This is a genomic window from Algoriphagus terrigena DSM 22685, assembly GCF_000429445.1.
Taxonomy (GTDB): Bacteria; Bacteroidota; Bacteroidia; order Cytophagales; family Cyclobacteriaceae; genus Algoriphagus; species Algoriphagus terrigena.
On the sequence record NZ_AUBW01000006.1, the window covers coordinates 25,855 to 42,208 of the forward strand.

The window sequence follows — 16,354 nt, forward strand, 5'->3', positions numbered from 1 at the left end:
TCGAAAGTTACGGATTTTTTGTACAAAGCTTTCCGGGTGATCCTTTGGACGGTGTTCGGGTCTCTCCTTTTTTTGATCTTGATCGTCTTGGGACTGCAAATCACCCCGGTGCAAAACTGGATGCTCGACAAATTCACCGGATACCTTAACGAAAATTCCCGCTTCAAGACCGACATCGGAAACATTAAGCTGACATGGTGGGACTCGATGGAGCTCCACAACGTATCGGTACACGATCACAGAGACAGTCTGATGCTGGGAGCCGACCTGCTCTACGCGGATTTTTCACTGTTGGCGCTGATTCCACCCGCAGATCCCACGATCGATGCGGTGAGGCTTGAGCAAGCTGAGGTCAATATCCTCACCCACGAGGGCGACTCCTCGATGAACATCAACATCTGGATCAAAGAGCTGAATGCGCTTTTCAGCACGACCGATACCAGCACGACCAAGACCAAATTCTACATCACCGACATTGATCTCCGGCAGGCCGCCTTTTCACTGCACAACTACAACGCCGAACCGATCGAAACAGGTTTCGATTTCAACCGGATTTCGCTGCATGAGATATCGGGAACTGCGGGCGACTTCCGGGTCGAAGGGTCCGAAATCGGCATGAATATCCAGATGCTCGCTGGTGTGGACACCAAGACCGATTTGAAAATCCAGGAGCTAAAAACAGTGTTCTCCTACTCCCCGGACTTCATCGAGCTTGACCGCCTCAATCTCAAAACCAACAAAAGTCACATCAAAAACTACATCCGTCTGGATCGGATTGGGCCGGAGGGATTCGCGGACTTCCTGCATCAGGTGAAGCTGACAGCACGGATGGACGAAACCAAGATTGACCTGCTGGACCTTCGTCGCTTCGCCCCTGCACTTCCTGAGTTTGAAGACGAGATCTACCTCAGCGGTGAGGTAAGCGGTCCGATCTCGGATTTGAAGTCCGATGAGTTCTTGATTCGGCTTGGGGAAAAGACCGCTCTTTTCGGATCATTTGAGCTGGATGGACTGCCAGATATCGAAACCACCTATCTCAACCTTTCCCTGAAAAACTCCGTCGTCTCTGCCCGGGACCTGGCTCCTTACCTGACGCCTGAGATCGAAAAGCAGATCAACAAGTTCAATCTCATCCGCATGGATGCTGATTTTGCAGGATTGGTGAGCCGCTTCACCACCACGGGAAAGTTCAAAACCAGCATCGGAAATCTGGAAGGCCGAGTCAACTTTGACATGGTCAACGACGTCCCCTCGGTCGTATCTAGGGTACGGCTGGAGAATCTCGACATGGGGATTTTGGGAGAAAACAGGGAACTGCTCCAGAAACTCAGTCTGGACGGCCGGGTGAATTTCAAAGGCAGCTCTGTAAAAAATGCCGTCGTAGACCTCGATGCCAAGATCTCCAAACTGGGCATAAATAATTACACCTACACCAACATCACGACCGATGCTGCCTACGGTCTGAACCTTTTCAAAGGAAACCTGGCGATCGATGACCCCAATGTGAAATTGCAGGCGAGAGGCTACCTCAACCTGGAAGAGTCTGTGGACTCTGTCCGAATGGTCGTGCAGGTGGACTCGCTTTTCCTGGACAAGATCAACCTGGCGGAGCCGCCGACTTTCCTGGCGGGCAAGCTGGACATCGACACCAAGGGCATCAATCTGGACGATATCCAGGGAATTGCCCGGTTTAGCGACATCAAGGTTGGCTATCAGGATCGCTTCTTGGATGTCGGAGATTTCTTTTTCCAGTCGCTCTTTGCAGGAGGTACCCGCACGCTGTCGATCAATTCCGACTACGTGGTCGCTGCTGCCTCGGGGCAGTTTGAACTCGAGCAAATGCTCGCCGACCTGAATATGCTGGGCAGTCAATATCTGTCCATCATTCTCAATGAAGTGCAACCCATCGCCGATCTCGAGAGGAACTTCTCAGAGACTTATAATTTGGATTTAAATGTCCGGCTGCAGAATCTGAACCCGATTATCCAATTGTTTCAGCCTGACCTTTCGATCTCCAAAAACACCATCCTGGAAGGGGCATTTTATCAAACACCGGAGAATACGGTATTCAACTTTTTCACGAGTATCGACACGCTTTCCTACCAAGGCAACTCCGTCTTTGGGACCAACATTGACTTCAACACCTCCAAGATCATCAATAGCGAGGACATCTTGGCTTCGTTCTATGTCTATTCCAAAGAGCAAAAACTCGGAAACAGTCTCGGCTTCAAAAACCTCGGTTTGGAGGCGATTTGGGATCAGAAGAATCTCGATCTACAGCTCAGCCTGGATCAGGACTCGACCCAAAGCCGGGCCAGAATCGATGCCGAGACCACCTTTTCTTCTTCGGGCACCAAGGTTCATTTCAAACCTTCGCTCCTCCGCGTGCTGAGCAAGGACTGGAATTTTGATCCCGAAAACCAGATCCTGATTTCCCAGGGAGAGATCACCTTTGACAAGGTGAGCATCCTCCACGACAAGCAACTCCTGGGAGTGGACGGGAAGATCAGTCGAAACCCGGAGGAAGTTCTTGACCTGACGTTCCATGACGTGGGCATTGATTTCCTCAACACCATCACGGCACAGGAGTTTTTGGGTACGGCCAATGGTGCTTTTCAGCTGAAAAATCTCTTTGAAAAACCTCTCATCGAAGGCAATCTCTTCATCGACGACACGGAAATCAACCAATTCCCGATCGGAAACATCGCGGCCTCAGCCAATCTCAAGGACAATGAACTGATCGTCAAGCTGGACAACGAAGTCAACGGGGTGAACAAGATCGACGTCGACGGTACAATCGAACTGGCATATCGAACCCTCGATCTGGAGGCCAAAATGACTGAGGCCAATCTGGTGATCTTCGAGCCATTTCTCTCCAAATACGTCAGCAATATGGACGGGACAATCAGCGGAAACCTGCAGGCCCGAGGCACAATGGATGCCCCGGAGGTGCTGGGAAGCGGACGGATCGACGACGGAAAAATCCACATCAACTATCTCAACACCAACTATCGGGTAGACGGCAGCATCCTCTTTCAGCCGACACAGATCAGCTTTCGGGACTTGATCTTTCGGGATGTCAATGGCAACCGGGCGACCTTTGCCGGGGGAATCAACCACAGGGGATTTCAAAACATCTACCTGGATATCAACTCCACGCTGAGCAACTTCCAGGTGATGAACACCACGTCGAAGGACAATGAAATCTTCTACGGAACGGCCTTTGCCACAGGCAATCTGTCCATCAAGGGCAGCACCAAAAATCTGGATCTCAACGCCCGGGTCACCACTCAGCCCAACACGCGCATCGCCATCCCCCTGACCAGCAGTAACACGCAGTACCAAGAGGCATTCATCCAGATCATCAACGTCCAGGACACCGTCAGGATCAAGGAGCTTGCCGAGGAAATCAACCGCCTCGACATCGAAAATGTGCGGATGAATTTCATCCTCGACATCACTCCTGATGCATTTGCAGAGATCATCATCGATCCAAAGACGGAAGAAAGCCTGGAAGCCAGAGGACGGGGCGTGCTCACGCTCGGCATCGACACGCAGGGCAATTTCAGCCTCACCGGCAATTATGAGATCACCCAGGGGCAGTATAATTTCTCCCTGTACAATGTGGTGAAAAGGAAGTTTGTCATTGATCCGGGAGGAAGAATCACCTGGTTTGGAGATCCCTATCAGGGCGTGATGAACCTCAAGGCCGCATATGAAGAGAACATCTCGCTCCAGCCGCTGCTAGCCTCCACCTCTGCCTCGGAAAACAGCCAGATGCGCCGGAGATACCCGCTCAAAGTGCTGATGGACTTGCAGGGTGAATTACTTTCGCCGGATATTAAGTTCAGCTTTGACTTCTCTGAATTCCCCTCAAGCGGAGATGTGCAGACGACTATATCCGCCTTCCAAAGCCGGGTTGCGGCAGACGAACAGGAGATGAACCGGCAGGTTTTCTCGGTGATCATGACCCGAAACTTCTCGCCGGAAGGACAGTTTTCCGGGGTTTCGACGATCTCCTCAAGTCTGGGAAACCTGCTTTCCTCGCAGCTGAACAGCTTCCTGGCGCAGGTGGACAAGAATCTGGAGATCAATATCGACTTGGCTTCCCTGGATGAAAACACCCTGGAAAACTTCCAGTTGAGCGTTGCTTATACATTCTTGGACGGTCGACTTCGCGTATCCAGAGACGGCGGATTCACTGACAATCAGGGAAATACAAGCGCGGCCTCGATCATCGGAGACTGGCAGGCGGAATACATGCTGACCGAAGACGGCGTCTATCGCCTGCGGATCTTCAACCGCAATAACTACAACACGTTTACCTCTCTTTCGCTCACGCAAAACGTCCTGACCTACGGCGCTTCCGTGACTCAAAACGTCTCTTTCAACTCATTTTCGGAGCTATTCAAAAAGATTACCGGCAAGAAAGACAAAGCCATCAATATCTCAGATACGGATGATTTCCTGAGGGAAGAGTATCAGCGGAACGAAAACTGGAAACCGCTGGATCTCCAAAACCTGCCCCCGAGAAAGTCTCCTCCTCTGCCGGATCCTGACGATTTCATCCGCCCCAAGGAAAATCGTTAAACAAACTCCGGGCGAAAGAACTTTATACTCTTAAAGATCTCATGGAAAAAATCACCTTGTTTTGGTTTCGGAGAGACCTGAGACTGGAAGACAATTCTGGACTTTACTATGCCCTGCAGCAAGAGAAAAATGTCCTTCCGCTGTTCATCTTTGACAGAAATATCCTGGACAGACTCGAGGAGAAAAGCGATCCCAGAGTGACGTTTATCCATTCCCAACTCGCTGAAATAAAGTCTCAACTGGAACAAAAAGGCAGTTCGTTGTTGGTCAGATACGGAACACCGGAGGAGGTTTTCTCCGCCCTTTCGGCGGCATATGACCTGCAGGCCGTCTACACCAACCGGGACTACGAGCCCTATGCAAAAGACCGTGACGGGAAGATAGAAGCCATCTTGAAGGAAAAGGAAACGGTTTTCCTGAGCTTCAAAGATCAGCTCATCTTTGAGCCGGGAGAAATCCTGAACGGCTCCGGCGAGTTCTATAAAGTCTTCACTCCGTTTTCCCGTGTCTGGCTGGAAAAATTCCGCCAAACAGCTATCCTGGAACTCGAGTCCCCCAACTGGAAAAACCTTCTTGCGTCTAAGGCTTTACCATTCATCTCCCTGGAAGAGATGGGCTTTAAGCCATCATCCGTGCAAATCCCTCCCAAGTTCACCGACGAAGATCTGATCAGCCATTACGATCAAACTCGGGATTTTCCCGCGAAAAAAGGAACCAGCCGACTGGGAATTCACTTGCGCTTTGGGACCATCTCTATCCGGAAACTGGCCAATGTCGCGGCCGAACGCAATGAAACCTTTCTGAAGGAGTTGATCTGGCGGGAGTTTTACGCGATGATCCTGGCCTTTCACCCGCAGGTAGTCGATCAGGCCTTCAAGCCTGCCTACGACCAAATCGTTTGGAGGAATGACCCCGCCGAGTTTCAAGCCTGGTGCGAGGGCAAGACCGGTTTCCCGATCGTGGATGCAGGAATGCGGGAACTCAACGAGACCGGCTACATTCACAATCGGGTGAGGATGATCACGGCATCCTTTCTCACCAAATTCCTGCTCGTCGACTGGAGATGGGGCGAGGCATATTTTGCGGCGAAGTTGCTGGACTTTGAGCTGGCATCAAACAATGGCGGCTGGCAATGGGCAGCAGGCACCGGCACGGACGCCCAGCCGTACTTCCGAATCTTCAATCCAGAGACTCAAACAGCGAAATTTGACCCAAATCTGGAGTACATCAAAAAATGGATTCCTGAATTCGGAACAAATATGTACCCAAAACCCATTGTTGATTATACATTTGCAAGGGCAAGAGCACTGAGCACCTACAAAAAAGCGCTGGAACAATGAACATTGGAGACAAAGTAAGATTACTGCACGGAAGAGAAGAGGGAATCGTGAGAAAAGTGTCCTCCGGTGGCCGGATCGAAGTGGAGATCGAAGACGGTTTTATCATACCGGCGATGAAGTCTGAGGTGGTCATTATCGCGGAGGCTGAGAAGAGCTATTTCGGAGAAAATGCCAATGTGGCCAAAGAACCTGAGGTTGCCCTTCCGATCTCGGCTCCAAAAGATCAAGGCCTCTATCTGGCTTTCCTGCCCATCAACGACCAAAGCCTGAGCCTCTACCTGATCAACGACACGCATCAGGCCTATCTGGTTCACGCCTCCGAAGTCCACGGCAGCAATCAACGTACGCTTTTCGCAGGTACTTTATCCTCCGGAGAGAGCAGAAAGTTTGACGACCGGCTGATGAAAGAAATGGATGAATGGCCTTCTTTTCTCCTCCGCTTTATCCCAATTCAAACCAATCTCGAAAAAGCCATCTTGCCCTTTGAGCGACTGCTCAAGATGAAGGCCACGCAGTTTTTCAAGCATCTCAGCAAAGCGCCGAGACTGGGAAAGAACGTGTACCTATTTGCCATGGAGCAGACCACCAAGGCACTGGACATCCGAAGCCTGAATACGGAATTGCAGGAAATCAGCCCAAAGCCGGCGCCGATCAAGATCACCAAACCTGCCCGCTCTATCGACCTCCACATCGAGCAGCTGCACCCCGCGCCGGACACGCTGAGCAACTCCGAAAAGATGAGAATCCAGCTGGAAACCTTCGAAACCAACCTCAATCAAGCCATCGCTTCGGGTATGGACGAGATCACCTTCATCCATGGTCTCGGCAACGGAATCCTCAAAAAAGAAATTCATAAGCGTCTGAGCCAAATCCAAAATATTAAGTACTTTCAGGACACTCAGAAGGATCAATGGGGCTATGGCGCCACCTTGGTACGAATTTCCTAACCCCATGCAAGCGAAGACTTCTCCGGTTTACCAGATTTTTGAGCAGCAGCACCAAGACGCCAAATCCATTTTTTTGGTGCTCGGAAAGCAAATAAAATCCAAGAAAGCAATCGAACTACGGGCAAAGCTCGAGTTTTTGGAGGTGTTCACCGATCTGATGGGCAAGGTTCATTTCGAGGATCCAGATCAGGGTTCCGATCTCTTTTTGCCATTCAAAGCGCTCAAAAAAGCGCTGCGCAAAACCCATCATCTCAAGCTGGTCGAGCGAAACCTAAGGGCGAGAGAAGAAGAAGTCGAGCATGGCTACGGTAGCTTTGCGGAATATCTGCTCGAGCAAAAGAAGGAAATAAAAAAGGAAGCCTTCGATCTGGTAGTCGGCAGTTCGCTGAAAAGCTGGGATGACTTCCAGCAAAAGGCCCAACAGTCCAGCCGGGGGATTAAGCCATTGGTGATCAATACCGCCATTAACCAGCTCGTGCAGGAAGAACTTGAATTTCTCCACCACGACCTCAAGGCGCCGCTACAAAGCCAGGGTTTTCGGGATCTCTTCGAAAGCCTCCGCAGGATCATCATGTTGGAAAACCTGCTGATCCAGCTGGGGTTCAACCCGATCTTTGTCACCGCGATCCACGAGGAGATTGGCCAGCTCAAAGAGAATCTAAAACCCTGGTACTCCAATCACCTCGCCTTTCAGGCGCTTTCGGGATTTTTGGCAGAAAAGGACCACATCTCCAAAAAGTACATGGAATGGATCAAAGAGCTGAAAGAGGAGAAAAAAAGCCTGTCTTCCGAGATCGAAAAACAGGCCTTTGACTTGCTCAAAAAGGTCTTGGTCTAAATCAGATTTTCGACAGGGCCTTTGCCAGGTCATTCTTCAGATCTTCCGCATCCTCTACTCCCACACTCAGTCTGATCAGCGAATCGACGAGACCTACTTTTTCCCGCTCCTCCCGAGGAATTGACGCGTGAGTCATCGAGGCCGGATGGCCACAGAGCGACTCCACGCCGCCGAGTGACTCTGCAAGCGCAAACAAGTGAAAGCTTTCCATTACTTTCTTGGCATCCTGAAGGCTGTTACCAATCAGGGTAAAGGAAATCATCCCGCCAAAATCCCGCATTTGATCCTTGGCCACCTGGTGATTGGGATGATCCTCAAAACCAGGCCAATAGACCTTGTCCACCTTGGGGTGGGTGCGCAGGTAGGCTGCGATGGTCTTCCCGTTTTGGCAATGCCGCTCCATGCGCAGGTGCAGCGTCTTGATTCCTCTCAGCACCAAAAAGCAATCCTGAGGTCCGGGAGTTGCTCCGCAGGCATTCTGTAGGAAAGCAAGCTTGGAGTGAAGCTCGTCGTCCTTGACAACCAGCGCGCCCATCACCACATCGGAGTGGCCGCCGAGGTACTTGGTGACGGAGTGCATGACGATGTCAGCACCCAGATCGAGCGGATTCTGGAGGTACGGCGAAGCAAAGGTATTATCGACTGCGAGGAGCAGGCCGTGTTTTTTGGAAAAAGCTGCCATCGCCTTCAAGTCGATGATATTCATCATCGGATTGGTTGGTGTCTCCACCCAAACCATCTTGGTATTGGCGTTGACATAGGACTCCAGAGCCGCCGGATCTGCCATGGATACAAAGTGGAACTTGATGCCATACCGCTCAAAGACTTTGGTGAAAAGTCGGTACGTTCCCCCGTATAGATCGCTGGTAGAGATGATCTCATCGCCGGGATTGAAGAGCTTAATGACGGCGTCAATCGCTCCCAATCCAGAAGAGAAGCAAAGGCCATGCTTCCCATTCTCCAAGGCCGCCAGGCTGTTTTGGAGAGCTGTGCGGGTTGGATTGTGAGTTCGGCTGTATTCATACCCGAGGTGGTCTCCGGGGGATTTTTGGACGTAGGTAGAGGTCTGGAAAATCGGAGTCATGATCGCACCGGTGGACGGATCGGGACTTACTCCGGCATGGATGGCTTTTGTACCAAATTTCATATTGTTATAGTTATTTATTAGTGGCTATATGGAATCCCGCATGATGGATAACCATCCCGGTGGGTGTCGTCCATGCCATGCTCGATTTCATCTGTTTATAATTTATTTTTTATGGTCACATGGAATCTCGCGAGGTTGATAATCCTCCCAGTGGGTGACGTTCGCGACATGCTCAACTTCATAAAGTAACAGCGTTTAGTTTCTTTGGGCAGGACTTTGCGGTGAATCGGATCGGATAAGGGGTAAATCCGAGTAGGAATGCTAAACTTGCCGAGGCTAAGCAAAATCCCGGACGATAGCCTTCCAAAGATGACAAAAAAGGCCAGTATTTTCAAGACATTCGGAGAGTACTTCAAGGCACATCCGGCCGCTTTGATCGCTTGGCTTTGGGTGACCATCATGCCGGGAATCGGCAGTCTTATCCTGCTCAGCGAGTACGATTGGCTCTACGATATCAACTTGACAAACAAAATACAGCATACACTCTTCACCCTTGCGCTCGCTTGCCTCATGGGACTGGCCTTGCTGCCGACCACCCTCACTTCGATTGCTATGGGCTATTTTTTTGGCTGGTGGGGACTTCCAGATTTATTGATCGCCTATGTACTTGCCAACTTCCTTGGCTACTATCTGGGCAGCAAGCTGAACATCGACTTTCTTCCCATCTTGCAGAAAAGAAATCCAGAACTAAAGGATCAGCTGGACAAACGCGCCGGAAACATCGGAGAGTTGATCTTTTTCATCCGCATCAGCCCCTTGATACCGTTCGCCATCTCCAATTTTCTGTTTGCAACGTTGGATATCGACCTTACCAAAGTCATCCGGTATGGAATTCCCGGAATGCTGCCCCGCACGCTGATCGCCTTTGGCACCGGTTTGCTGGCAAACTCCTTCCTAGACGCAAAAAAGTCAATGAACGATCCTGTCCAATGGGTCGTGCTGGTGATCCTGTTGACAGTCAGTTTTTGGGGCTTGGCGAGATATTGGAAAATTGCAAAATCCTAGCGGAGCAGGTACATCTTGCCATAGCCTTTGGTGAATCCCTTGTCTCCAGCGGTCGGCCGATGCTCCATGAACTGGCCATTTTTCCGCACCAAAACCCGGTAGATGTACACGCCGTTTGCCAGCTGATCTCCAAATTCATCCCGCCCATTCCAAGCATAGTCAGTGATGTTATTGCCGATTCGGATCGGTCCGAGTTCATTTTGGAGTATTTCGCGCACAACTTTCCCTGTCACGGTCATGATCTGAATCTTGATCTCGTCCGGGATCCCGGCTCCGGTCAGCGTGAATACAAACCGAACGGAGGTGCTGAACGGATTCGGGTAAGGATAGAAGTTGGTGATCTGGGACTCGTTGACCACTTCGAAGGTGATCTCATACGGCTGCGGCGAATCCTCGTTGGTAATTCTCAGGGTGTACAAGCCATCTTCCAAAGGACCGGGAATGAAGGAAACCCGGAAGCTCTCGTTTTCAGAGGCCGGCGTCCAAGTCAGATTTGGATTGGAGAAGTTGACGCGGTCAAACTGGCAACCTTCGCAGTTTTTCTTCACAAACAGTTCCATCCCGAGTGTATCGGTCTTGTAGAGCAGCGTCTGGTCATTTTTGAGCAAAGCCGTGACCATCACATTCGGAGATACGAGGTCACCGTCCATGATGTAGACCCCGTCAAAGTTGACGTCCAGCAGCGAAGTGGAATTGTCTCCCTCCACGTCGAAGGCGACACCAAGATCGATGAGATTATTCTGGTAGGTTTGTTCCCGCTGGATCCTCGGATTGGCAAAAACCTCCAACTCGGTCTGCCCCGCCCTGCCAATGCTGTTGAACTCGACCGAGAATTCCGCCTGCTCTCCGGCCTTCACGGCAGGGAGTTTGATCATAAAATTTTCCACCTTTTTGGTGGTCAGGTTGGTCATCTTCCAGTCCACCTGAATCGAGTCCAGGAAATTGTAGACCGACGCATTCTTGAAGATAAAGTCAATCTTGCCGCTCTGTCCTTCCTGCAATCTGACCGGTTGACTTGGATTCTTCTCCAATAGCACGCCTTCCGGCACACCTTCAAAGTTCACCTGCCACCTGTCAAGTTGAGCCGGTTTCGTAGAACTCGGATCATTCATCTCATATCGCAGCCTCAGGTACGGGTAGCTTGCGGGACTGATCGCTGAGAGGTCGATCTCCGCCTCCGACACATTCCCGATCACTACCTGCTCTTCACCGTTTTCTTTCACACCGAGGATATCAAAGCGGGTATAATCGTCCTCGTTGATCCAGTTTCGGGCATTTACATTTTGGAAAAACCGCTCCCATGCCGAGGCCGGGCCGATTTTTGGCGTCAGTATGACTCCATCGGTGAAATAGCCCTCCACCTCTGACTCAAAGCTGAGCGTCTGCTGATTCGCCGGTACTTCAAAATTCGGGTTGCCGATGATCTCAATTGCATCGCCCGCCCGCATTCCTTTGCGACCATAGAGGATGTAAGGATCGCCGGTCTTCAAGGCTCTGAGCGTCGCTTCATTTGCTCCGAATTCCTTCAGATTCTGATAAGCCCGATCCGGCCAAGCGTCAAATGTCACGCTTCCCACCGTGAAGATGATCACGTAGTCGCCGGGCTTCACACCACTTACATAGTCTTGCAGCATCGTGTTGCCCGGCGTGGTAATCCAGGCATTTTGAATGCTCTGGATCATCTGCGGCACACGCCCACAGGCTCTCGAATCGAGGATATCAAATCCGGGAACCGGCACTGCGAGATAAGGCAAAAGAGTCTTTTGGTCGATCGCCACCAAGCCGATGGAGCCATTTGGACACAGGCGGCTGTTGGCATTGTTGACGTTATCAATAATCTGTGGGATCTGATCGTAGTAGAATTGGGTATTGCGAAAGTTTAGCGAATCTACTCCAGCGCCGACGGTAAAGACTTCAAAGCCGGTTTTCTGCTGGATGTATTGCCAGGACGTACGGGAGTCGTCGAGTTCGAGATTCTCGAGTCCGCTTTGATCCAGTTGGTCATTTTCCCGCTGGGTCCAGCCATTTCCGGAATTGGGCAGGTAAGAAAAGCTTGAGTTGGTCCAGGCGTCGGTCTCCCCGACTTTTGGTTCTTCATATCTTGATCTCCAATAGTAAGTCGTCGAGTCATTGCCGGCGGTGAGACTGACCGGCCACTCCACCAAGCCGGCCGTCGTGGCTCGGGTTTCTTTTCTGAAGGCGGAATTGAAGTTGACCGTCGTGTCCATCTGGATGATCAGCGTCCTACTTTCGGTCAACTTGCCCGGTGCCTGGGTGATCAGCTTGATGTCTCTCTGACTGACGATTCCAAAGTTCCAGGGAAATAAATTGATCGTGCCGCTCAGAGGAACGAAGGCCGTATAGGTGATGGTATTGTTTGCAAAAGTCAGTTCAGGCACGAGCTTTTCCGTGTTGATTGAGATCGTAAACTGATTGTCCCCGGCCGCATCCACGAGAAAATTTGGGACAGAAAATACGAGCGTGTCTGCTTTTGAGATGGATGGAATCCGTACCGGATCAAAACTGACGATGGTTCCGTTCGGCAGTTTTCGGTCTATCTTGAAATCCAAAGAATCCGGATTGGTGATCCCCAGATTTCTCACCACAAAGCTCAGCTTCAGGCTGTCGGATATCGCCGAAAGCGGAGAGCCGTCAAAAGTCCCCAAACTTGCTTCCTCTACTTTCAAAGAGTAGTCCGGCTTGTCCGCAGGAAAAATCCGGACGCCGGGATCTCCGAGCATGACCATCTGCTCCATGTGGGAATAGTTCAAAGGGCTGGTCCCATACAAGTCTACAAATTCCCCCTCGGACCGCATCTTCACTTCACCGATTGTCTTATAGATCATCGAGCTGTCTGCAAACGACCATTTGTAAAACAAATCAGAATAGCGCTTGAGGTAGACGTCTACCCCGATCGAGGTATTGGCCATGACTGTGACCGCCCCTTTCTCAGGAGTGATCACCCAGTCTTCCCCTTGGGTGTAGAGAGTGGTAAAAGCGCTACCATAGTCGCAACCGTTGAACAGCATGATGGGGTATTTGCCTTTGTTTGCGTAGCCCAAAGTAGGATCCGAGACAAAGCCAATCTCAATGTCGATGATTGTGGGCGAGCCATGCCCAAAGAATGTCAGCATGCTCCGACCCTCATTGAGGTCGCCGGAAATATCGATCACCTCAATCACCGAATTGGATCGCTTCCGGTAGGTCGTCACATTGCCCCCGAGATAAGGCCCCTCGGCCACTGCTTTCATTCCGTTCAAAAACGCGTAGAATCGCTCCAACTCAAACTCTGACACACCGCCGCTCAGGTGTATCAATTCCTTTTGCCAAGGTTCGGTTGCTCCAACTTGGTCCTTTTCGATGGCTTTGTCAAGATAGCCGGCAAGCTGCTCGGAGGTCTTTGCCGGGATCCTTCCGATCGCGATGGCGGGGTTGTTTGGCTTTGCAGGATCCAGATTCAGCGTGTAGACGTTGTCCGAAAAAGGATATCCGCCTACCGGAACCAAATCCTGAAAAGAGAACGCCTGCGGAGCTTTCCGGTAATAAACCGTCTGATTGTTGAGCCTTCCCTGGGAATAAACCGCGAGGGATCGGGCCGCCAGCAAGATATGGGTCGGCTTGTGAACAGGATAGTAGGACTTTAGAAATTGGTACAGCGCCACAGGCGACCGTTCCCCATAGGAAAACTGATCGTAAAGTTCCTCCATCCTCAGCGTCAGTGTGTCATAGCCACCCCCTGCCGCTGAGGCGCGGTGCTCTGCGTACTTCTTCAGCGGATTGGCATACTTGGAGCTGGGCTTTTCCAGTTCCCGATGGCCCACCAGGATGTAGTTAGCCCGCTGGGCCAGGTAGTTGCGGAATCTGACCTTCTGCATCGCGCCAACCTGGATCAGGCTTTGGTCCGGTTGAATCCAGATTTTACTGGCTTGCGAGGGCACGGAAGCCGTGAAGTTGATCGTAGTTCCCGCTTTGGACACCAGTACTTTTTGGGCGTTGTAGAGATCTGACACGTCGACAGCGACGTAATTTTGCTGGGCTGGACTGATCACAGCCCGTTGGTTTCCTGCCGGAAAATTCATCAGTCGACCGGCAAAGTCTCCCCCCTGAATCGGCTTGCGGAAGGTGATCTTTGCATAAGCAACCGAAAGGTTATCAACTGACTGGGCTCCTTGAGGCACGACTTTCACCACCAGCGTCCCATTGGAATTGAAATCCGTCATCTGCAAATCCAGCGAAAGCTGCGGGTAGTCGTAGCCGCTAAAACTTGCCTGAGTCAGCGGTCGCTGAGTTCCTGTCGCGGGCCCGGCGCTGATCACCGCCAAATGCGGGTGGGCAGACCGACCGACCAATCCGATCTCAAGCGTGGCTGATCCCGAGTTGAGAACGCCACCCAGATTGGAAAAAGTGATGTCCCGGGCTGCCCCTTTGGTAATCTGAGTGCCCATCCAGCCCTGACCTTGGTCGTAGGCCGACAGCCGAAAGCCCAGGGCGTAGTCCACTCCGAGCGAATATTGGTCTGAAAACACCTGCAGCTGCTCGGTTTCGAAACTAGTAACTTGAGGCAAATTGGCCGCTGGGGCGGGCCGTTGGCTCATCCGCTTGCCCGGTGTACCGGGAGTCACGGTCAGAAAGAACGCGGTCGAATCAGAGTGGGTGTTGTAGTAGGGATTAGGGACCGTGGCAAACTTCGTGTAGAGCATCTTGTCCAGCTCCGCATCATTTCGGATGCCATATAGATCGATGTAATCCTGCGGGTCAATTTTTCCGTCATTCTCACCTTCCACGTGAATGGCAACTTCTTTTCCTCTGTGAAAAACCCGGATCATACGGGGATCGGTGTTGGCTGTATTGATGCCGGAGGCTTGTAGCGTCGCAGCTGAGACCCGGTGAATCCCATCCTGCGCGGTCGGAATCTTGTAGTAAGTGAGGGAATAGTCATACCAAACCGGGATCTGGGCCGAGGCAGAGGACATCAGGAAAGCCAGAAGCAAAAAGCTCAGCAGGTTCTTTTTCAGGCTCATTTTTCCCAGGAATTAAATTTTCTAAAATCCGCCGCCAGCTTCTCGAGGCTGACTTTCACGCTAAAAATATGAGAATAAGGACTCTCTGACACGTCGCCCAGATCAGAGAGCGCATAGTCCAACTGAAAGCGCTCGTTGAGGATCACCCCCAGTCCGGCGGCGGGCATGAAGTTCAGCGATTTTTGGCCCTGGAAATCCTTGATGTACTGGAAATTGCTGACGCCACCACGGAGATACACTAGGTTTTTGAATCCCAGCTCCAATCCAAACTTCGGATCAATGCTAAAAGCCGAAGTTGAAATCAGCGTATTCCTCGCGCCGTCAAAGGTCGTCTCCAAATCCACGGCAGTCAACAGCCCAAACTTTTCGCCGATCTTCCAGTCATAGGCGATGCTGGCAATGGCCTTTGGCAAGGTGATTTCGACGGTGTTTAGCGGGATCTCATTGTTAGTCTGGGAATAGATATCCCGCACCAGCTCGGCGTCATGCGTCCAGGCGTTATAGGTAGTGGTGATATCACGGACCATGAGTCCAATGGTCATCTTTTTCTGAATGTACATCCCTCCCACGTCCAGCCCAAAACCCCAAGCCTGGGCAAACTTCCCGACGTTTCGGTGGATGACCTTGGCATTCGCCCCGAGTTTGATCTTGTCCGAGATATCCCGTGCAAAGCTGAGTAACAAGGCGTAATCCGCCGCATTGAAAAACTGGACATTGTTGTAATTGATCGCGCCGTTGGCGTCGTAGAGGAAGCGCGTGTCAGGAATATCATCCACGCCAAACCTGATAAGGGAGGCTGCGATCTGATTTTGATTGCCGAGCGGAGTGCTGAAGCCCACGTAGTCATATTGGGCTATCCCGGCGAAATATTCCGCATGCATGAGAGAAAACTCGTACTCGTGCTGGATTCCGGTGAGTGCTGCTGGATTCCAATAAGCGGCTGTCACATCGCGGACGGCTGCAACCTGCGCTCCGCCCATACCGAGTGCCCGGGCACCGACTCCGATGCTCAAAAATTCATTGGAATACTTGGGTGCAAGACTCTGTGAAAAGGTCGGATTCGCCCAAAAAATCAGGAGGCAGCAGCTAGTAAGGAAAAATAAAAACTTGGTAACGTTCATTTTCACAACCACAAAATAATCCAATTTTAAAAATACCCGACTACCTTTTTCATTTAATCCCTCAGCTTTCTTTTAAATGTACATGATCGGACACTTTTATGTCACGAAGGTGGACATATTCACGGTGTCTTCAGATTCTCAACTAAGGTGGTAAAAAAAAATGCAGCTTTTGCCTGTTTTGGAAAAAGGGCATTCAAATAATCCCAGGGCAGTTTTTACCGTACTTGGGAATCCAGAGCGGCTAGTTTTAACAAGGAATTAGGTTATACAAGGTAGCTTGGAAAAGATTGGTATCATTTTTCTCCAAAACAATCCAAGTGACACAAAGAAATCACTCCACTCGGA

At 51.0% G+C, this 16,354-nt stretch carries 8 protein-coding genes; 5 read left to right on the top strand and 3 right to left on the bottom strand.

Annotated features, from left to right (window positions below; all coding sequences use genetic code 11):
* Positions 1-18: 18 nt before the first annotated feature.
* The 4 genes from G459_RS26955 to G459_RS0106035 are packed head-to-tail and all read left to right on the top strand — an operon-like array spanning position 19 to position 7,715.
* Positions 19-4,590: a translocation/assembly module TamB domain-containing protein gene (locus G459_RS26955; RefSeq protein WP_245588134.1), complete on the top strand. Its 4,572-nt coding sequence runs from the start codon at positions 19-21 to the stop codon at positions 4,588-4,590.
* A 41-nt stretch (positions 4,591-4,631) separates the two neighbouring features.
* Entirely contained in the window at positions 4,632-5,930 is a 1,299-nt protein-coding gene (locus G459_RS0106025; protein WP_026966832.1) for a cryptochrome/photolyase family protein, read from the top strand.
* Complete coding sequence (locus G459_RS0106030; protein ID WP_026966833.1) at positions 5,927-6,877, top strand: Smr/MutS family protein; 951 nt, start codon at positions 5,927-5,929, stop codon at positions 6,875-6,877. Before G459_RS0106025 ends, G459_RS0106030 begins: the two co-directional genes overlap by 4 nt.
* A 4-nt stretch (positions 6,878-6,881) precedes the next feature.
* On the top strand, positions 6,882-7,715 hold the full coding sequence (locus G459_RS0106035; RefSeq protein ID WP_026966834.1) for a hypothetical protein: 834 nt from the start codon (positions 6,882-6,884) through the stop codon (positions 7,713-7,715).
* A gap of 1 nt (position 7,716) precedes the next feature.
* Here the strand turns inward: G459_RS0106035 and G459_RS0106040 are convergent, their stop codons facing one another.
* On the bottom strand, positions 7,717-8,862 hold the full coding sequence (locus G459_RS0106040) for a cystathionine gamma-synthase (RefSeq protein ID WP_026966835.1): 1,146 nt from the start codon (positions 8,860-8,862) through the stop codon (positions 7,717-7,719).
* 309 nt (positions 8,863-9,171) lie between these two features.
* Here G459_RS0106040 and G459_RS0106045 point away from each other — a divergent pair, with 309 nt between their 5' ends.
* Positions 9,172-9,867, top strand: coding sequence for a VTT domain-containing protein (locus G459_RS0106045; RefSeq protein WP_035455305.1), 696 nt, complete (start codon positions 9,172-9,174; stop codon positions 9,865-9,867).
* Here the strand turns inward: G459_RS0106045 and porU2 are convergent.
* Both porU2 and G459_RS0106055 read right to left on the bottom strand, forming a co-directional pair.
* Positions 9,864-14,888: a putative type IX secretion system sortase PorU2 gene (gene porU2 / locus G459_RS0106050; RefSeq protein WP_035455306.1), complete on the bottom strand. Its 5,025-nt coding sequence runs from the start codon at positions 14,886-14,888 to the stop codon at positions 9,864-9,866. The two genes, G459_RS0106045 and porU2, sit on opposite strands and share 4 nt — an antisense overlap.
* Positions 14,885-16,009, bottom strand: coding sequence for a putative type IX sorting system protein PorV2 (locus G459_RS0106055; protein ID WP_051315096.1), 1,125 nt, complete (start codon positions 16,007-16,009; stop codon positions 14,885-14,887). Before G459_RS0106055 ends, porU2 begins: the two co-directional genes overlap by 4 nt.
* Between the last annotated feature and the right edge of the window lie 345 nt (positions 16,010-16,354).

Bases quoted from the DNA above. Each gene is read 5' to 3' on its own strand.
- G459_RS0106055 (WP_051315096.1), bottom strand. From the start codon at position 16,009: ATGAACGTTACCAAGTTTTTATTTTTCCTTACTAGCTGCTGCCTCCTG.
- G459_RS0106040 (WP_026966835.1), bottom strand. From the start codon at position 8,862: ATGAAATTTGGTACAAAAGCCATCCATGCCGGAGTAAGTCCCGATCCG.
- G459_RS0106035 (WP_026966834.1), top strand. From the start codon at position 6,882: ATGCAAGCGAAGACTTCTCCGGTTTACCAGATTTTTGAGCAGCAGCAC.
- G459_RS0106045 (WP_035455305.1), top strand. From the start codon at position 9,172: ATGACAAAAAAGGCCAGTATTTTCAAGACATTCGGAGAGTACTTCAAG.
- porU2 (WP_035455306.1), bottom strand. From the start codon at position 14,888: ATGAGCCTGAAAAAGAACCTGCTGAGCTTTTTGCTTCTGGCTTTCCTG.
- G459_RS0106025 (WP_026966832.1), top strand. From the start codon at position 4,632: ATGGAAAAAATCACCTTGTTTTGGTTTCGGAGAGACCTGAGACTGGAA.
- G459_RS0106030 (WP_026966833.1), top strand. From the start codon at position 5,927: ATGAACATTGGAGACAAAGTAAGATTACTGCACGGAAGAGAAGAGGGA.